The organism is Balneola vulgaris DSM 17893 (assembly GCF_000375465.1).
Classification (GTDB): domain Bacteria; phylum Bacteroidota; class Rhodothermia; order Balneolales; family Balneolaceae; genus Balneola; species Balneola vulgaris.
This window is the reverse complement of record NZ_AQXH01000001.1, coordinates 578,587-597,970: the sequence shown is the minus strand read 5'-3', so window position 1 is coordinate 597,970 and position 19,384 is coordinate 578,587. Positions and strand designations below refer to the sequence as shown.

The window sequence follows — 19,384 nt, the reverse complement described above, 5'->3', positions numbered from 1 at the left end:
TAGCATTAATGTTGGTATCAAAATCAGCACGCCGTTACGCCGTAGCACTTCTTGGAGTATCTAAAGAGCAAAACTCTTTGGATACAGTTCTGGAAGATATACTTACGATTCAGGCTACTTTAGTAGGTTCTAAGGAATTAGTTAATTTCTTAAAGAGCCCTATAGTTAAGCCCGACGATAAGAAAGCGGCGTTATCTGCTATTTTTAGTGATAAGGTTTCAAAATTAGTATCTCAGTTTATCGATTTGGTAGCCCAAAAAGGTAGAGAGAATATCTTATTTGAGATAACCAAGTCTTTTGTTGATGTATACAACAAAGATGCCGGTATTATCACTGTTGAAGTTAAATCAGCAAAGCAATTAGGTGATTCTCAAGTAATTGAGCTAACTAAAATGCTTGAAAGAACAACTTCAAAAAAAGTAAACCTTTCTTTAAAAGAAGAAGCCGACCTTAAAGGTGGTATTTCGGTAAAGATTGGTGATACCGTATTTGATGCTACTGTTAAGCATAAATTAGAACAGCTTGAAAATAAATTCCTCGCCTCGTCGGTGGAATAGAATTTGAACAGTTTTAGAAATTAAAGTAATACAATGAGCCAAGTCAGACCAGACGAAGTTTCAGCCATTTTACGTAAACAATTAAGCGGTTTCGACAACGAAGCTGATGTTTATGATGTGGGTACCGTACTAGAAGTAGGTGATGGTATTGCACGTGTATATGGCCTTTCTAATGTACAAGCCGGTGAGCTTGTAGAATTACCGGATTCAAAAGATGAAGGCGGTAACAATATCAAAGGTATGGTTCTTAACCTTGAAGAAGATAACGTGGGTATTGTACTCTTCGGTTCTTCAAGCTCTGTTAAAGAGGGTCACACCGTAAAACGTACCAAAGATATCGCCTCAATTAATGTTGGTGAAGGTGTTCTTGGTCGTGTAATTGATCCGCTTGGTAATCCTATCGACGGAAAAGGTCCTATTCTAGGTGATACTATTAAGTTACCACTGGAGCGTAAAGCACCAGGTGTAATTTATAGAGAGCCTGTTGCAGAACCTCTTCAAACTGGTATTAAAGCGATTGACTCGTTAATTCCTATTGGTCGTGGCCAGCGTGAGCTTATCATTGGTGACCGCCAAACTGGTAAAACGTCTGTAGCTATTGATACTATTCTAAACCAAAAAGCTACCCAGGATTCTGAAAATCCAGTATTCTGTATTTATGTAGCAATTGGTCAGAAAGGCTCTACAGTAGCTGGTATTCGTCAGGTGCTAGAAGAAAACGGAGCGATGGATTACACAGTTGTTGTATCTGCTCCTGCAAGTTCTTCTGCTCCTATGCAGTACATCGCGCCATTTGCTGGTGCAGCTGTAGGTGAGTACATCCGTGATACTGGGCGTCATGCATTGGTTATTTACGATGATCTTTCTAAGCAAGCTGTTGCATACCGTGAAATGTCACTCCTTCTGAAGCGTCCTCCAGGGCGTGAAGCATACCCAGGTGATGTATTCTATCTTCATAGTCGTTTATTAGAGAGATCTGCAAAGATTATTAACGACGATAAGGTTGCTCAGTCAATGAACAACATTCCTGAAGAGTTAAAACCTATGGTAAAAGGTGGTGGTTCATTAACAGCACTTCCTGTTATTGAAACTCAAGCAGGCGACGTTTCAGCGTATATTCCAACTAACGTAATTTCGATTACGGATGGTCAGATCTTCCTTGATACTGATTTGTTTAACTCGGGTATTCGCCCAGCAATTGATGTGGGTACTTCTGTATCTCGTGTGGGTGGTTCTGCACAGGTGAAATCAATGAAGAAACTTTCTGGTACATTGAAGCTTGATTTAGCTCAGTACCGTGAGTTAGAAGCCTTTGCGAAATTTGGATCTGACTTAGACCCTGCTACTCAAGCTCAACTTAAGAAAGGTGAGCGTACTGTTGAGTTATTAAAGCAAGATGTGTATCAGCCACTGCCAGTAGAGCGTGAAATTGCACTTCTAAAAATTAATGACGAAGGGTTATTAAATAAGCTTCCTGTTGAATCGATTCGTGAATTCGAAACTCAATTCCTTGAAACAGTATTAGCTAAACACGACAAAGAAATGGCTTCATTAGCTAAATCTGGTGTGTTAAGTGATGAGCTTGGACAAAGCTTCATCAATATTGCAAATACTGTAATTGATCAAATCTTAGCATCACAAGAAGCTTAATAAATGGCCAACTTACGCGACATACGGAATCGAATTAGTTCTGTAAACAATACGCAGCAGATCACCAAAGCAATGAAGATGGTGGCTGCTGCAAAGCTTAGAAAAGCTCAGGACAGAATGACCAAAACACGTCCTTATGCTGCTAAGATTCAAGACGTTGTAGGTCGTTTGGCTGAAAACACGAATGTTCAGAACCCATTAGTTGAAATTGCTGAAGAACGTTCAAACTTATTGTTCATCATTATTGGATCTGATCGCGGATTATGTGGTGGATTCAATAACAACTTGTTCAAAGAAGTAGAGAAGCAATTAAACTCTACCTTTATTGAGCAGTTGGAAGCGGGTACTATTTCATTAGTTACGGTTGGTAAAAAAGCTACGGCTCACTTTACTAAGAGAAAGTACAATGTTATTGAAAGTTTCCCAGGCTTCTTCGACAGTATTGAATATGACGCAACTTCAGCAATCATGGAAAAAGCTACTGAGCAATTTGTAGCTGGTACCTTTGATGAGGTTTATATAGCATTCAACGAATTTAAGTCTGTAATTGCGCAGAATAGAAAGGTAGAGAAGGTGCTCCCGATCGACCCTAAAAGTTTTGGAAGAAATTTTGAATCTGAGGGTGACACTAAATCTACAAATGACTATATTTACGAGCCTGATTCGGAAGCGATTCTTAATAAGCTTTTGCCTCTACATTTGAACATTCAATTGTGGAAAGCAGTGCTAGAATCAAATGCTTCAGAGCAGGGTGCACGAATGTCTGCGATGGATAGTGCAACAGAGAATGCGAAAGATTTAGAGCGTTCATTGAAGTTGCAATATAACCAAGCACGTCAGAGTGCAATCACTACTGAGATATCCGAGATTGTATCGGGTGCTCAAGCACTTAGTGACTAAATTATTGGAGAGTTGGCAGAGTGGTCGAATGCGGCGGTCTTGAAAACCGTTGAGGCGCAAGTCTCCGGGGGTTCGAATCCCTCACTCTCCGCATTTCAGAAATAGCCCTTTTAGGGCTATTTTTGTTTTAATAAATGGTATTTTGATGCGTTATCTCCACAAAAAATATCTATGAAGAAATTCTTACCTATTTTCAGTCTCTTGTTAATCTCATTTTCATTGGAGATTCAAGCTCAAGACACCCTTCAAATCTCGCTTCAACAATTTTTAGATAAGGCTATAGCCAACTCTGGACAAATTAAGCACGCTAATACGAAAGTAAATTTAGCTGAAAACCGTGTTAAAGAGGCCAAAGATCAAAAATACTTACCTAGCCTAGAGTTTAGATCCGAACATGCGGCTGTACCAGGTGTTAGCTCCCCCAACGACTTCCCTGAAAAACAAATTTATTTAGATCCAGATGCCAAAAACGATTGGTCGAAAATAGGGGTCTATACCCGATTAAGAATTTCGGGTGTTCAACCCGTTTTTACATGGGGTTCTGTGAACAAAGCTGTGCATGCTGCAGAATTAGCGGTTAAGGCCTCAGAATTTGAAAAAGATGTTACAGAAGCTGAATTAACAGCTCGTCTTTTCGAATTGTATTACAGTTACGTATTAGCACTTGAGATTGAGCGTTTGCTAGATGACGCAAATTCAAAAGTAAGGCAGATAGAGCGTAGTTTGGATGAAGCCAAAAGTGAATCAGATAGTGATGTTGATGAAACAGATGTCTATAAATTTAAGATCTTTAAATCTCAATTTGAGATTCAAAAAGCGGAGGTTGAACAGAATCTTCTCTTTGTTAAAGGCGTTTGGGACTATGTATTAAGAGGTGAGGATAATGTTACTTACGAGCCTTCAGTTCGATATCTCGAAAAAGAAGCGGTTGCTCTTCAAACACTTGATCATTACAAAGCTAGTGCATTTAATAATAGGCCTGAAATTCGAGGTTTAGAAGCCGGTATTAAGGCTTTAGATCGTTATATAGACTTTCAAAAAGCGCAAAATTTACCAGGGCTTTATTTTGGCTTTACTACCACTTTCGCTTCCACACCTATCCGTCCTCGTCAGCCTAATCCATTTATAAGCACACCTGAGAATACTTTTAATACTGCATTAGGCTTTAGTATTCGTCAGAATTTAAACCTGTTTCAGGTGAAGAATAAGATTGAACGTAGTAAACTAGAGATGAAGCGGACTACATTACTTAAGACGGCAGCTCAAGATGGTATTATGTTGGAAGTAAGTGAAGCTTATAAAGATGCGAATCTAGCAGATGTCAAAGTTCAGAGAACCGAAGAAGCATTAAATACTTCTAAAGAATGGGTTCGTATGGAACAACTAGATTATGACTTTGGTATAGGTGAAGTTAAGGACCTCATCGACGCAATGAAGATGGAACTCGAATTAAGGCTAAAAGAAAAAGAGTATATTTTTGAATTGAATACTTCGATGGTAAAACTAAATAAAGCGGCAGGTCTTCCGTTAGTACAGCCTCAAAATAACTAAGCAAAACTATGAAGAACTTTATTTTATTATCACTCTCGTTAATTTTAGTAATTGGAAGCAGTCAAAATGTACAGGCTCAAACTCCAAGTACTGAAATTCAAAATATGTTAGAAGAGCGTGATCAAGAGATTAAAACATTATTAGGACCTAAGGGTTCTGAATACACTGATCAGCAGCGCAATAAGCTAAAAGACATCATCAACGGTGTAATAGATTTTAAAGCTATGGCCACTTACGCATTGGGTGATACTTATAGCACTTTAGATGAGGCTACTCAGGTAGAATTTGTAGAATTATTCGCCACTATTGTCAGAGATCAGTCTTTAAATAAGTTAGATATCTACAGAGCAGATGTGAGTTATAAATCTATTGATGTAAATGCCGATAAAGCTCGTGTTGAGACTCTTGCAGTATTGGACGAAGTTAGAACTCCATTGTATTACACGATGAAAAAGGAAGATGGTGAGTGGGTAATTACAGATATGATTATCGATGATGTATCTACAGCAGAATCTTATAACAAACAGTTTCAGCGTATTATTAATAAACGCGGCTTTGACGCATTAATGTCTAGCTTAAGAAAAAGGGCGGCTAGAGGTTAGATTTTTAGCCAATAAATAATAAGCGTATCTTCAAATCAAAAAAAATTGCTTAAGACACTGAAAAACGATCGTATCCCTGGAGAGGGATATGTTTATGTAAGCTACGGTCATACGAAATACTTAAAGCACACATTAGCTTCGGTTGCTACTTTAAGAAGGCATGATCGTAAGCGCCCTATAGCTTTGCTTTGTAGCCAAAAGCAGAAGGATATCCTCGAGGAGAAAGGATTAGATTCTTACTTTACTGTTATTCAGGTCTTACCAGAAGAACACTGTTCAATTGTTGGTTTTAAGCACAATGTATATCAGTACATGTTGTTTGAAAGAAACCTCTACCTCGATAGTGACATTGTATGGTGTAAGAACCCAGATTCGTTATGGCAATCTTTTGGAATCTTTGATTTTACCATCACTGGTAATCTTGTTTCCGATAATTTTTTCGGGTCGGCTAAAGGCTTTGGTGTTTTAAAGGATATTATATTAGGAAGGCGTAAACGAACGTTGAAACGATTCGGCCTCAATTACTTAAGTAGAGTTCAATCAGGACTTATTTTTGCTCAAGATTACTCACAAACACGTAAAGTTTGTGTGCTTGCCTCAGAGATGTTAGATCGTAAATTCGAGACACATTTTCAGAGCCGAAAAATGGAACAGGGAAGAACAGAGGAATCGTGTGAGTGGAGTTTAGCTATGGCGATGTCTAAGCTGAATAATCCTGTATACCCATGGCTTCAAGGTCACAACAGCCCTCAATTAGATTACATTTCTGACCTGACCGAACACGACGATGAGTTTGAGTATGTGACGTGTAAATACTACTGCGACGATTTTATGTACTCATTACGTGGGCTAAAATCTCCTAAAGTTCGATCGATTCTATTAAAGATCTTTTCGATGGTTCCTGGTAAAAGTGATTTCTTAATTACCACACCTTACTGCATCCATTTTGGATGGTATCATGAAAAAGTACCATTTTTTGTATTCGCAGAATCGAATTGGAAAAAAATCACACATAATCATGAGGGATTGAAGGCCAATAATTCAACATCAAGTGATGTGAATGAGCTTTCCTCGTAAACAGTGATGCTTTGAAACATCTACTGCTATTACTTTTCATCCTATTAGGATTTCAAGACCTAAAAGCACAACAGGCTCGAATTCTAGAATTAGATAATCAAATGGCCTATGAGTTGATTGATCAACTCATTCAAAAAGGGCATATGAAAGCTTTGAACCCGAATAGGTTACCCTATACTCATTTTGAGGTGTTCGAAGCCTTAGAGGCGATAAACAGCGCCTCATTATCAGTATTAGAGATACAGTGGGTTGCTCGATTGTACGAAGAGATACAATTTAAGCGAGAAGATGTTAATCGAGATTACATCATTGCACCCTATGTTCGAAGTGGGGCTGTTGCAAATGATACCGAACGAATGGATGTGTACAGAGCTACTTCAACCGATTATCACCTTTGGCCATTCACCGATTTAGCATTCTTTACCGACTTTAAAAATATCACCTTAAATACGAACGTCCGATTCGATACTTATTATGAATTTGGTCCCGATGGCTTAGATGCTACAAACCGTTTATACATGCGAAATGAAGATTCGTATTTGGGTTTTTCTTCACCTTTTATAAAAGCATATATCGGTCGTTTTGAACATAATTGGGGGCTGTATAATCGGAAATCTACTTTCATTACGCCCAATGCGAATACCTTCGATCAAATCAATTTTACAATTGGGAACTCCAAAATTTCATACCAAACCATATTTGGTTTCTTAGATGAAATAAGTAGTGATGATCGCTTTGATGGAAACTCAAGAGGGGATGCGGAATCCCAGAACAGATATTTGAGCTTAAAACGTATTGATTGGAAGATCAACGATCATTGGAGGCTCAGTTTCAAAGATGGAATTTTATATGGGGGACATAACACCACCTTAGAGCCCAAATATTTAGTTCCTTCCATGGTATACTTTTTCTTAGAAGGGGCAACCCCCATGGATCAAACCGAAAACCTTTTTCTTGGGACGAGTATTTGGTTCAGCAAAGACGGATTTACCGCGAATTTTGATTTCATGCTAGATGACCTAATCTTTAATAGAGATGAAAGGGGAATCACAGAAAAAAACAATTTCTCGGCAATATTTAATAGTTCATATATGATGAGAAAGGCGCCATTGAGGTTTAATATGGATGCTGAAATCGTGAGCTATCAAGCCTATAATACGGATGATGCCGAAGGGCGACATGTCTATTTAAAGAAAGGGATTGCAAGTCAATTTAACGACTATATTTATGGCGCATTCAAAGTTGATTATTTTGCACATTCACGAATCAAAGGCTTAAGAATCTCACCATATGTTGGGGTATTATTGCAAGGGGAGCAGGAAATTGATCAACCTTTTTCTTCATCTTATGCCAATGGAAATGCTTTTGAGTATGTGCTAACAGGAACCACTGAAGCTACGGGTAGAGTAGGGGTAGATTTCTTATATAGTCCTTTTAAATTTGTTTGGATAAAAGGAGACCTAGGATTCAATATGGTTGAGAATTTTAACCATTTTGGTGGGGTGTCTGATCAACGGTTTGCATCCATGATTGAAATTGGTTTTAAATACCAATAAGCTCACGAACAAAATTAGACGGATTGTTTTGACCCAAGAACAACAACCTAGTGTGTTAATATTCGCGCCTTATTTTCCCCCAAGAAAAAGGGTTGGGGCTATTCGTCCGTATAGGTTTGCCAAGCACCTGAATAAAATGGGGTGGCGCGTTACAGTGATGTGCATTCATAGTAAAGGAACATTAGATGAGCGCACAAGCGCAGAACTGGAAGGGGTCGAAATACTTTCACTTAAACCGCCTTTAGATAGAACGGAGTCGTCAACTTCAAAATCTTCCAGTAAAAAAGCATCTTCGGCTTCAGAATCGAAATTGACGCAATGGTTCGATCAACAGTTTCCTTTAGACACTTGGTGGCCGTTTTTTAGAGCCAAGAGAAATGAGATAGAAGAGCATATACATGCTATCAATCCAGATATCATTTGGAGTACTTCAGATCCTTGGTCGGGTGGTTATGTAATTGGTCAAATAGCGGTATCCATGAATAAACCTTGGGTTGCAGATTTTAGAGACCCATGGACACTTTGTGATGTTCGATTCCCGAAAAAAGGTAAGTTGGCCCAATGGTTCGAAAAGAAAGCCGAACGATGGATGATGAAGCATGCAGATCATGTTACCTTTACGGCCCATAAAACCGCAACTAAATATAAAAAGCAGTATCCGAAACTAGATGCTTCGGTTATTTATAATAGCTTTGATTTAGACCATTTTGATCAACAAAAAACACATACACCTGAGGTTAGTAATAAACTCAGAGTGCTCTTCTTAGGGGCATTCCGAGATCTTTCTAATGCGGAATTGATATTAAATGTGCTAGAAAAGGCGATGTCTATCAATGAAGAAGTAGCGAAGTGTATTGAAATTCATAGTTATGCAGCATTAACGGGCGCAGATAAGGAAAAGGCGGAGAATTTGGGAGTAACACATCAGTTTATAGTCAGAGATAAAGTTCCCGTAACTCAAGTCCCTCAGGAGATCAATCAAGCCGATGTTCTGCTACTAAGTACACAACCCGATCGGACGGATATCATACCAGCAAAACTGTGGGATTATCTTCCAGCAGAAAAGCCTATTATTTCATTGGTTCAAAATAGCGAAGTGAAAGAGATTTTGTTAGAAACAGACCGAGGTGAACAATTTGATATTCAAAATTTGGAAGCGGCTGCAAATCAATTGATAAGATATGCTGAAGGCAGATTAAAGGGAAATGATGTACCTAGTAGGCCGGGAAAAACTGAAGTCATCTCAACATATGATGCAAAGCAACGAGCAGCTGAACTATCCACTGTTTTAAAAAAGGTTATAGATCATGTCGGCTAAGTCACTGACCCAAAAAACGATGGTGGTAGTATTCTCACGAGTGCTTACCTCATTAATTGACCTTACTACGGCAGTTATCATTATTCGGATTCTATCCAAAACCGAATACGCTATAGTTGGTTACCTATTGATGATCTATGAAGTAGCGCGGTATGTATCCACCTTAGGATTCCCTGAAAGTATTTTCTACTACTTTGAGCACTTATCGAAAAACTTCAGAAAAGCTTTTGCCCTACAAACCTGTGGAATATTATTAGTTACAGGATTGATTTCTGGAGCGCTCATAATGTTGATAAAAGTGCTCGCACCTTGGCTGATAAGTGACCAATTTGAGCCTCAGGTTATAGAAACGATACAGCAGTTCCTGCCTTACATAGCCATTATTGCAATTTTCGAGATCCCTTCGTGGCCGGTTCATAACATATTATTAGCATCAGATCGTCAAAAAGAAGCGGGTTGGTATCAGGTAATTACCAGCTTGATGTCGTTTGTAGCGCTAATTGGTCCTTTTGCTCTTGGTTATGGCATTGAATGGGCGCTTTACGGGATGATATTGTATGCGATTATCCGCTTTGTTGGTTCACTCATTTGGATGCTCGTAATTCTACCACCGGGTGAATTGAAAACGCCAAAAGGGAATTTTAAAGAACAGATTGGCTTTTCTTTACCCCTCGGCATCTCATCTTTTGTTAACCAGTTCAATAAGTACGCTGATAAGTTTATTGTAACGCTTTTCTTGAGTGAAATAGCCTATGCCGAATATTTGGCAGGAGCTACCGAGGTTCCCATCATCAGAGTGATTCCATTTGCAGTAGGTACTGTATTAATTTCGAGATATGTAAGCCATAAGATCAAAAATGAGCATGAGAACCTGATTAATGTATGGCATAAAGGGATTAAGAAAGTAGCCATAATCGTAATCCCTTTAACGATTATGATCGTAGTTACCGCTTCGAGTTTCATCTCACTTTTATTTGAAACAGATGGGAAGAGTTATCAAGGATCGGTATTACCATTTCAGCTATACAACTTAATAATATTGATTCGTGTAGCACATTATGGAAGTATACTTCAAGCGTATGGCGATACCAAAGGGGTGCTGAGATTGAGTATTTCTTTAATGGTTTTAAATGTGTTATTAAGTGTTCCTTTTACCATTTGGTTTGGTATAAATGGTACGGCCGCCGCTACTTTAATTGCCAACGTGATCAATTGGGTGTTTACTCTTCAACGAATTGCAGGGCATATGAAGGTGCCTATTCAGAAAGTACTGCCGGTTAAGCATTACAGTGCCGTACTCATTACCTCTTCAGTTGTAGGTGTGATTGTATATCTGTTGGGTAACCTTGGCTGGCCTGATGTAGATGCCAAACTAGATCTCACCTACAATGTGGTTAGTTATATAGGATTATACCTAGTGCTTGGTTCGCTATTCAAAGTGATTACTAGAGAAGAATGGCGAAATCTAAAAGAGATGTTAAGTTTTAGCTTTTTGTGGAAGTAAAATTAAGCCCTTCGAAGAATAGATAACCCTTTTTCGGTATAGATATATTGATGGGTAAAGCCGGGAAATTCCTTTAGCCAACGGTTCACAATTTCTTGTTCTTCGGAACGTGCTGCATCGTCTAAAATAACCACAGCATTTTCTGAAAGGTGATCAATCAAAAGGGGTAGGGCTGGGTAACGAGCATGTTTTTGGGTTTTTTCGGGCGGACCATCAACCACTAATAAATCAATTTTTGGCAATTCACTTAAGTTGATAGCAGATAAATCGTACCAGCTGTATGACTCATTATTTATTGAAACAGAGGTAAGCGGTGCGTAATGCAAATCTGCAAATTGCTCTAACTCATGAAGTTTTAGGTCATCTCGTGTTTTTCCCACATAGTGTTCACTATGATCCAATGAAGTGATGTGACCGTTACCTAATTCTTCCAATAAGTATGAAGTAATGATGGTAGAAGAGCCACTTCCAATTTCAAAAATGTGATTAGGCTTATTTCGTTTAACTTCAGATAGGATAAGTTCAATTAGCCCTGGGAATGCTGCCCAACCTGTTAATGAAGGTATGGGGAATCTAGGATTCACTATACGGTGGATATTCATCATTGCTTGGTCACGTCCATCTTTATATCGAATCTCTTCGAGTATAGAACGCTGCGCATGAATGATCGTAATCAATATGAAAATGAGAGAGTATACCTGTAGAAAAATCAGATAAGTAAGGAGCTCAAAAAAATAGATTACTACTGGGCTAAGTACAATTAGTAGAGCCAGAGGAATTAAGATGAATTTGTGATCGATATGCTTAATTCGAAGCTCTGTAAAATATGACATGCCCAAAAAATTAGTTAAATCTGTAGAATCTTATTGATAGCGGAGTCTTTGCTGATTTTAAAATTATATCTATTCATTAACTCCGGATATGGGAAGCCAAGTATAAGTAATTCTATCATAAAAGAATCAAATCTTATGTTCATGCTCATCATTACACCGAAGTGCATTCCCACTAATGCTAAAGTAACATAAGGGCGAAGTTTTTTGAACCAGATCAGTATTCCAAAAAATTCAGTGAGTATACCAACAAGTAGCATTAAGGTAGCGGCAGGGATACTTTTTAAGGCTAGTTCTTGTACAAAGGAATATGAAAAACTTCCTTCTCTAGATAGTATATCCGTTCCTTTTTCGGCAATCCATAGCCATAGATGTCTACCATCTACCCAAAAAATTCCTGTACCTATAAGCTTGGATATGGATGCAGAAAAATACCCTAATCCGATGTAGAAGATGGTAAAGCCAAATATAAATCGATAGCGATGCAGTTCTTTCTCGAAAAAAGTGCAGCCAACTGCGAAACTAAATAATGCCATGCCTACCAAATTGGCGCTATGAGGTATTTCGCCAATTGAAAAGCGAGCCACATACTGCAAATGCAATAATACCAGTGCAACCATATAGATCCACTTTTCACCTTTTCGAAAAAAGGCGAATAGCATAAGTACAGATATAAGTGCGGCATTAATTAAGGGAAGATTATTGCCATGCATGAAGGAGATATCGATGATGTTAGCAATACCAAGAGGCAATACTACATCGGTAATTTTCAAGGTATATAAACCCCATTCCCATGAAAGCTGAATTACATAATACAGCGTGAAAAGCTCAAAGATTTTGAAATACACACGATGTGCTGAGCTTAGTTCTTCGGGTTCGCCGTATAAATTTTGGGTAATTACTTTTCCGATACTCATTCGTTGAAATAATCTGTTTTAGGCAGTGAGGGATTAAAAAGAGTGGTATCTCTTTTGAAGTAGAGGTATGGGATAGCTTTTACTTCAACACTATCGGAACCTATTAGCTGTCCTTTCACTTTATATATCATCCAAGTGTTAGAGTTTACGTCTTCGTTACCCAACATTGTTCGTAGTGCTGAAATACGTTGGCTATTCCAGTTCTTTGTTTTAGAAACAAAGTTAGAATAGTCGATTTGATCTACACCTATGGCTCTCATTGAAATGGGATTGCCTTTAAGGGAATCGAGATTGGTTGTTTCCCAAATTTCGACTTCAGGAACATTTGCCATGTCACGAACTAAAGCGCGAGTCCACGGTTGGCCAGCTTTAGAAAACATAGGGTAAATACTAAAAGGCCAGTACTCTCCTTCGTGTGTGGCTACTAAAAAACCATAAATCAGAAAGCTGATTAAGGTTACTCGGATCGATTTCTTTTTAAATGACATTAGAAAAATTGAACATAATGTTTTAGCGATTCACAAGTTAAGACTTTAGATGAAGATAATTATCTTTGTCCTAGAAAAAATTTTGAATGAATATCACCTACGGCTAATAATATGCCTCAATCTTTACTCACTTATATAACCCTTCTGTTAATTGTACTATGTGCGCATTCGCCTTTGTCTGCACAGGATAAAAGTGAAGCACCAAAAAAATTTCTTGTTGATGATTTTGACAATGAAACGGTAGATGATTTACCCGAAAAATGGTTCAACCAAAAAGGCGAAGCAAAACCAATTACTTACACAGGGGATCTACGAGCTACATATCACTACCGGATTATGGAAGAAGAGGGGAATATGTTTCTTCGATTTGAAGGCAAACGAGGGAAGCATTTAAGTTTTCCATTAAGGAATAAAGAACATTTAGATATTTATGAGACTCCTATCCTTACGTGGAAATGGCGTATCCACGAATATCCTGCAGGTGCGAATGAAGATGATGGTGATAAGAATGATGCAGCTGCAAGCATCTATGTAGCTTTTGACTTAGGGCGTGTTCTGTTTAAAAAAGTACCTAAGAGTATTCGTTATACATGGAGTTCCACGCTCCCAAAAGGAACGGAGTTATCAAAGTTTTACGGTAATCAAAAAATTATAGTGATTGGTACAGGTGGCGATAAGCAAGGAGAATGGCAAACTTTTGAACGAGATATAGTTGCAGATTACAAACGATTATTCGGGGATAATCCGCCAGCTAAACCACTTGCCATCTTAATCCTAAGCGATGCAAACAACACGGAAGATATAGCCAAAGCGGATTACGACGACATATATTTAAAATCGGCTCAAAATTGATAGATCTTTTCGGTACCTTCATCGGCTAATTAAGGGCATACTACATTCATGAAAAAAATATTAAGGCTTTTTAGACCCCTTCTTAAACTCAACATAGAACACCCATTTTTAGTAGTTGGGTTTAGCTTAATTCTTGCAGTTCTAGGTGGGTATTATGCAATTCAGTTAAAGATTGATACGGATATTGCAAACCTGCTTCCTAAAGACAATCCAAACGTATTAGCCCTCGAGAAACTAAAGGATACGGTAGGTGGTGAAACAGAAATGCAGGTAGCTATTAAGTCGCCTAGTTTCGAAGCCAATAAGAGGTTTGCTGAGGCTTTAATCCCAAAGACTTTAGAGCTGTATTACCCACGATATGAAGACACGTATTTTAGTGGGGTTGAATTTCAGAGAGATACAGAGTCTATAAAGAATAACGCTCTTTATTTAGCCAGCGAGCAAGAATTAGACGATGTAATAGATTGGTTGCAGGATGAGATTACAACGGCGAAAGAAGATGCCAATCCATTCTTAATCGATTTTGGGGATGATTTTGAGGATGAAGAGGAAGAAGTAGACGAAGACAAAGCGGCGAAATTCCAAGAAAGCTACGAAATGTTAGTGCCTTCAGAATATCCGGTGAATGAGGATAGCACGATCATGGTAGTAAAGTTTTACCCAACGGGATCAAAAAGTGACATTAAGTATCTAGAGGATATGTTCGTTGCTTATCAGGAGCTTATTGATTCGCTAGATCCAGCTTCATTTCACCCTGAAATGGAAGTGCGATTTGGTGGACGTTTGAAGCGTCACCTTGAAGAATTAACCTCCATTATGGACGACGTAATAGGAAGTTTTGCTTCTGGTATTAGTGGCGTAATTGTACTTGTGATGCTTTACTTCTTTGTGAAGAAGTACTTGCATTACCGCAAAGGAAAATCTGAAGAACTCAAGCACTCTATTTGGAGTCATGTATTACGAATTCCAGTACCCGTACTAATTATTGGTCTACCTTTGGTAATGAGCTTGGTGTGGACCTTCGGGCTCACCTATTTTTATTTAGGGATGCTCAATACCATGACATCGGTATTATTCGTAATTCTATTCGGTCTGGGCATCGATTATGGGATTCACTATTACGCTCGTTATATCGAATTAAGATCTTCAGGTTATAGTGTTGAAGATGCTATATATCAAACCAATGATAAAACAGGTGAGGCCATATTTGTAAGTGCATTTACTACAGCTGCAGCACTTTATGTCCTCATGTTTGCAGACTTCAGAGGCTTCTCTGAATTTGGCTTTATTTCAGGAACAGGAATCATATTGGCACTCTTTGCCATGCTGTATGTACTGCCATCATTATTGGTAATATTTGAGAAATTCAACTGGGTATTATTCTCCAAAAAGGAAGAGCATCATGTAGTTCAAACCAAACGCTATCCTTTAGCTCGATTTACGGTTGTACTTGGTTTAACCATTTCAGCCTTGGTAATAGGTTTTAGTGGTTCACTTGGCTTTGAATATAATTTCGGGAAACTCGAACCTACCTTCCCTGAATATGAGGAGTTTAGAAGAGTAGCGGGGCAAGTAGGAGAGACCTCAAAGAGAAATCCAGCCTATATAATCGCCGATTCAGATGAAGAAGTTGAAGGGTTGGTTGAAGTGTTAAATAGAAAGATTGAAGCCGATACTACTTCCCCAACCGTAGAAAGTGTTGAGGCCCTACAAGATCGATTCCCATCTACAGAGGAGGAAGAAAATGCAAAGCTTCAGAAAATAGCTCGTGTTCGTGAGTTACTACAAGATCCCGTTCTAGTGAACAAGGATGACGAGGAGTTGGATAAACTAAGATTGGCTGCTCAAACAAAAGAGCCACTCACTATCGATCAAATTCCTGATTACCTGAAATCCCGATTCATAACTAAGGATGGAGAAGTAGGACGTTTTGTAATCATATATCCATCTGTAGGCTTATCTGATGGGAAGAAGTCCATTGCCTTTAAGGATGATATAGGGAGTGTAGAACTAGATAATGGCAAGACTTATTACGCTGGGAGCACAAGTATTGTAGCCGCGAATATGTTGGACTTAATGCGTACAGAAAGCCCATATATGGTTGGTGCTACATTTATCATCATCTATCTATTCATGCTCTTTACTTTCCGATCCTTTAGGTGGTCGGTAATAGCGATGTTGCCATTAGTGGTTGGCTTACTGTGGCTGTTCGGTATAATGATGGTGTTTGATATTCAATTTAACTTCTACAATCTCGTAGTGTTACCCGCCATACTTGGTATTGGTGAAGATAGTGGAGTTCATTTAGCACACCGCTATCGTGAAGAAGGTAGAAACTCGATGTGGCAAGTACTTTCAAGTACTGGGCAGCATATTACCATGGGATCGGTTACAACCATGTTAGGATTTGCTGGATTGTTATTCACAAGTCACCCTGGTTTGCAATCGATTGGAGTGATTGCCGTATTAGGTATTGGGATGACCTTATTAACATCCTTAACCTTCCTGCCTGCTCTTATTCAGTGGCTAGAAGACAAAAATTGGATTCGATTCTAAAGTGACATTAGATCGCTCAGCTTTACTAAATAGATGAGAAATCAAATAGGGGTAGAGCCCGTAAGCGGTCATAGTGTAAGGTTCTTAAAAAACTGGGGTAATCACCCCATTTACAACCTGCGCTTTGCACTTGTTTGCTTAAGTTCATACTTCTTTTCTGCCAGCTTTAATATGCTAATACCGGAGCTCCCGGCTTATTTAAGCCAAATGGGAGGAGCTGAGTATAAAGGCTTAATCATTTCCTTATTTACACTCACAGCAGGGCTATCACGCCCTTTTAGTGGCCGATTAACGGATACGCTAGGTAGAAAGCCGGTGATGTTCATTGGTGCTTTCTTCTGTGTGATTTGTGGGTTTTTATACCCAGTGCTAGGTACTGTTGCTGGCTTTTTATTCCTGAGATTGATGCATGGATTTTCAACGGGATTTAGTCCAACGGCTTATGCAGCTTATGTATCCGACATTGTTCCCGCCAATAAATGGGGTGAAGCACTTGGACTACAAAGTATATTTTTTAGTGTGGGTATGGCATCAGGTCCTGCATTGGGTAGCTATATCAAACTTTACTATTCGTTCGAAGTACTATTCTATAGTTCTTCATTACTCGCTTTCTGCTCCATGGCATTCATGCTCGCACTCAAAGAAACTGTAGGGCAGAGGAAGCCACTCAGCTGGGATATGATCAAAATTACTCGGCATGATATCTTTGCCCGTGAAGTATTACCGCCGTCAATCGTAATATTCCTTTCTTATTTAGCCTTTGGATCCATATTAACACTCATCCCCGATTGGAGCGATGGGTTAGGCTTCGCCAACAAGGGGCTATTCTTTGTGGTATTCACTCTATCCTCGGTGCTAGTTAGGTTTATCGCGGGGAAGGCATCAGATCGTTATGGGCGAGTCCCAGTAATCATAGTTGGGTTGGTAGGTATGGTGCTTTCTTTAAGTGTGATGGGTAGTTTTGAAACACAAATAGGCCTGATGGTTGCTGCAACTTTGTACGGACTATCCCTAGGGATTTTATCGCCAGCATTGAATGCTTGGACTGTAGACTTAAGCCCCACAAACGCTCGTGGCAAAGGCATCGCAACCATGTTTATAGCACTAGAAGCGGGGATCGGTTTTGGAGCCTTTTTCTCAGGGTGGTACTATCAGGATGTACTTTCGCGAATACCTATAGTGTTCTATGTATGTGCCGTAGCGAACATCATTGCATTGGGTTACATAATCCATCGTTCGCATCGCCAACGACAAACTTTAGAACCGTAAAAAAATCTAATTAGTGTACGTCAATCTCTTTAAGGTGTACACAGAAGTTTTTAACTACGGGCTCGGTAAGGGCAATGATATTCTTCGTATCTGCTGCTTTCGAAAACTCAACAGCATTCCCATCATTCAAAATCCAGATGCTTTCATTCTGGTATTTGTAGGCTTCTGTATAGCTTCGGTCAAAACTGTAGTAGTAAGCAGCACTTTCATTACCGTAAGGCAGGTTCAGCTTTTTAAGGGCTAATTTTGTTCGCTGATGAATAGCTTCTTTTTGTTCATCGGTTGGAACCGAGTCGAAGAAAGTAGTACGGAACAGGCTGCGATCTAAAAATCGGTTACATAAATCGGATAATACTTTGTCGTTATTTAGTGCCCAAAATTTAATGTTTAGATACACATCGTAGTCATCCAACTGCATATAGTAGGCCATCATTTTTTTAGTAATCTGGCGCTTTGCAGAAGGCTGTTCTTCAATGAAATACTTTAAGCTTTGAGAGGCGAATTCTAAGTTGGATTTGGTATCCATCAAGTGACGAACTCTTTTGAAAATCGCTCTAATCAAAGCATCAGCGCTTAATACCGTTTTATGCAGGTATACTTGCATGTACATCAAACGGCGAGCAATGATATAGTTCTCGATCGCATAAATACCTTTTTTCTCAATCACGATGTTCCCTTTGTGAACACGCATAGTTTTAAGGATACGATTGATCCCAATTCGTCCTTCCGATACGCCTGTGAAAAAACTATCTCGGCTTAGATAATCCAAGCGATCTAGGTCTAACTGGGATGAAATTAATTGATGTAGAAACTTCTTTTTGTACTGATTGGTGAAAATGGCAATTGCGGTATCCAGTGCACCATCGAACTCCTTGTTAAGTTCTTTCATCACTGCAAGACTCATCATTTCATGATTAAAGTCTTTAACCAAAGTATGCTCTAAAGTGTGAGAAAGGGGGCCGTGTCCAATATCATGAAGAAGTATGGCAATTAAGGTGCCTTCATACTCTTTGTCGCTAATGGTTGTATCCTTTTCGCGAAGATTGTTAAGTACACGTTTACCTAATTCTAGGGCTCCTAAGGCATGGGAAAATCGAGAGTGTTCGGCAGCAGGGAATACCATATACCCCAAGCCTAGTTGCCGTACTCTGCGAAGGCGTTGCACATAAGGGTGATCAATAAGTTTAAGGATGATTCCTTTTGGTACGGTTATGAAACCATGAACCGGATCGTTAAAGATCTTGTATCGTGTACTTTTATCCATTAGGGCAATGTAACTAACATTTCATCGAGATTCTCGATCTCAGGTAAACGGGTAGGGCGTTGTTTTTCTAAATCAAACCATACTCCCTTTGTTTTGGCCATGCTCTTTAATGATTTATCCTTTTCATCATAAATGGCTTGTAAAGCCACTAAACTTGAGTTGCCTACCTCGAGAATGCCTGTGCCTACTAACAGCGTGCTAGGGTACTTTATTTGCCCTAGAAACTCGGTCTCTGCTTTAACAAGCACAAACGATTTGGTTTTACCGAATTCGGCTCCACTTTTTGATGCATAATGAGCTAAGAAATGAATTCTTGCCTCTTCATAGTATGTGAAAAAGTTGGCATTGTTTACATGCCGCAGTGTATCGAGGTCTCTGAATCGAGTTTCAATTTTATGCCAATGGTAAAATTGATCTTCGTTATAGGGAAGTTTGTCCATGAATAGATTATTTCATTGTTTGGGCAGAATATCGGTGTAAACCACTCCATCTT

At 39.0% G+C, this 19,384-nt stretch carries 17 protein-coding genes and 1 tRNA gene; 13 read left to right on the top strand and 5 right to left on the bottom strand.

The features are described from left to right. Nucleotides 1–8 precede the first annotated feature (8 nt). The 10 genes from atpH (at nt 9) to B155_RS0102635 (ending at nt 10,715) form a co-directional block, all read left to right on the top strand. On the top strand, nt 9–557 hold the full coding sequence (gene atpH, locus B155_RS0102680; protein WP_018126699.1) for an ATP synthase F1 subunit delta: 549 nt from the start codon (nt 9–11) through the stop codon (nt 555–557). Nucleotides 558–590: 33 nt separating this feature from the next. Next, nucleotides 591–2,207: a F0F1 ATP synthase subunit alpha gene (gene atpA / locus B155_RS0102675; RefSeq protein WP_018126698.1), complete on the top strand. Its 1,617-nt coding sequence runs from the start codon at nt 591–593 to the stop codon at nt 2,205–2,207. Between the two features lie 3 nt (nt 2,208–2,210). Further along, nucleotides 2,211–3,107, top strand: coding sequence for an ATP synthase F1 subunit gamma (atpG, locus tag B155_RS0102670; RefSeq protein WP_018126697.1), 897 nt, complete (start codon nt 2,211–2,213; stop codon nt 3,105–3,107). A gap of 6 nt (nt 3,108–3,113) precedes the next feature. Next, nucleotides 3,114–3,198, top strand: a tRNA-Ser gene (locus B155_RS0102665). 80 nt (nt 3,199–3,278) lie between these two features. Beyond that, entirely contained in the window at nt 3,279–4,658 is a 1,380-nt protein-coding gene (locus B155_RS0102660; protein WP_018126696.1) for a TolC family protein, read from the top strand. Nucleotides 4,659–4,666: 8 nt separating this feature from the next. Next, nucleotides 4,667–5,260, top strand: coding sequence for an MlaC/ttg2D family ABC transporter substrate-binding protein (locus B155_RS0102655; protein WP_018126695.1), 594 nt, complete (start codon nt 4,667–4,669; stop codon nt 5,258–5,260). 45 nt (nt 5,261–5,305) lie between these two features. After that, a complete protein-coding gene (locus tag B155_RS0102650; protein ID WP_018126694.1) occupies nt 5,306–6,337 on the top strand; it encodes a hypothetical protein in 1,032 nt (343 codons plus the stop codon). An 11-nt stretch (nt 6,338–6,348) separates the two neighbouring features. Beyond that, on the top strand, nt 6,349–7,893 hold the full coding sequence (locus B155_RS0102645) for a hypothetical protein (RefSeq protein WP_026167153.1): 1,545 nt from the start codon (nt 6,349–6,351) through the stop codon (nt 7,891–7,893). 52 nt (nt 7,894–7,945) lie between these two features. Continuing rightward, the gene (locus tag B155_RS0102640) at nt 7,946–9,211 is read left to right on the top strand and encodes a glycosyltransferase (protein ID WP_276130745.1); all 1,266 of its coding nucleotides are present in this window, start codon (nt 7,946–7,948) and stop codon (nt 9,209–9,211) included. Continuing rightward, nucleotides 9,201–10,715, top strand: a complete 1,515-nt coding sequence (locus B155_RS0102635) for an oligosaccharide flippase family protein (protein ID WP_018126691.1) — start codon at nt 9,201–9,203, stop codon at nt 10,713–10,715. Before B155_RS0102640 ends, B155_RS0102635 begins: the two co-directional genes overlap by 11 nt. Before the next feature lie 2 nt (nt 10,716–10,717). Here the strand turns inward: B155_RS0102635 and B155_RS0102630 are convergent, their stop codons facing one another. From B155_RS0102630 to B155_RS0102620, 3 genes are read right to left on the bottom strand one after another with little or no spacing between them, the layout of a single operon-like run. After that, nucleotides 10,718–11,548 (bottom strand): class I SAM-dependent methyltransferase, encoded by an 831-nt coding sequence (locus tag B155_RS0102630; protein ID WP_018126690.1) that lies wholly within the window; start codon nt 11,546–11,548, stop codon nt 10,718–10,720. Nucleotides 11,549–11,562: 14 nt separating this feature from the next. After that, nucleotides 11,563–12,462 (bottom strand): hypothetical protein, encoded by a 900-nt coding sequence (locus B155_RS12820; protein ID WP_018126689.1) that lies wholly within the window; start codon nt 12,460–12,462, stop codon nt 11,563–11,565. Next, the gene (locus tag B155_RS0102620; RefSeq protein ID WP_018126688.1) at nt 12,459–12,950 is read right to left on the bottom strand and encodes a hypothetical protein; all 492 of its coding nucleotides are present in this window, start codon (nt 12,948–12,950) and stop codon (nt 12,459–12,461) included. Before B155_RS0102620 ends, B155_RS12820 begins: the two co-directional genes overlap by 4 nt. 111 nt (nt 12,951–13,061) lie before the next feature. Here B155_RS0102620 and B155_RS0102615 point away from each other — a divergent pair, with 111 nt between their 5' ends. From B155_RS0102615 to B155_RS0102605, 3 genes are read left to right on the top strand one after another with little or no spacing between them, the layout of a single operon-like run. Continuing rightward, nucleotides 13,062–13,802: a DUF3047 domain-containing protein gene (locus B155_RS0102615; RefSeq protein ID WP_018126687.1), complete on the top strand. Its 741-nt coding sequence runs from the start codon at nt 13,062–13,064 to the stop codon at nt 13,800–13,802. Nucleotides 13,803–13,850: 48 nt separating this feature from the next. Beyond that, nucleotides 13,851–16,358, top strand: a complete 2,508-nt coding sequence (locus tag B155_RS0102610; protein ID WP_018126686.1) for an efflux RND transporter permease subunit — start codon at nt 13,851–13,853, stop codon at nt 16,356–16,358. Nucleotides 16,359–16,391: 33 nt separating this feature from the next. Beyond that, nucleotides 16,392–17,627, top strand: coding sequence for an MFS transporter (locus B155_RS0102605; RefSeq protein WP_018126685.1), 1,236 nt, complete (start codon nt 16,392–16,394; stop codon nt 17,625–17,627). Nucleotides 17,628–17,637: 10 nt separating this feature from the next. On the opposite strand, the gene B155_RS0102600 is transcribed toward B155_RS0102605, so the two are convergent. Together B155_RS0102600 and B155_RS0102595 are read right to left on the bottom strand one after the other, a co-directional pair. Continuing rightward, on the bottom strand, nt 17,638–18,891 hold the full coding sequence (locus B155_RS0102600) for an HD domain-containing protein (RefSeq protein WP_018126684.1): 1,254 nt from the start codon (nt 18,889–18,891) through the stop codon (nt 17,638–17,640). Then, nucleotides 18,891–19,331: an acyl-CoA thioesterase gene (locus B155_RS0102595; protein ID WP_018126683.1), complete on the bottom strand. Its 441-nt coding sequence runs from the start codon at nt 19,329–19,331 to the stop codon at nt 18,891–18,893. The genes B155_RS0102600 and B155_RS0102595 overlap by 1 nt, the downstream gene beginning before the upstream one ends. Between the last annotated feature and the right edge of the window lie 53 nt (nt 19,332–19,384).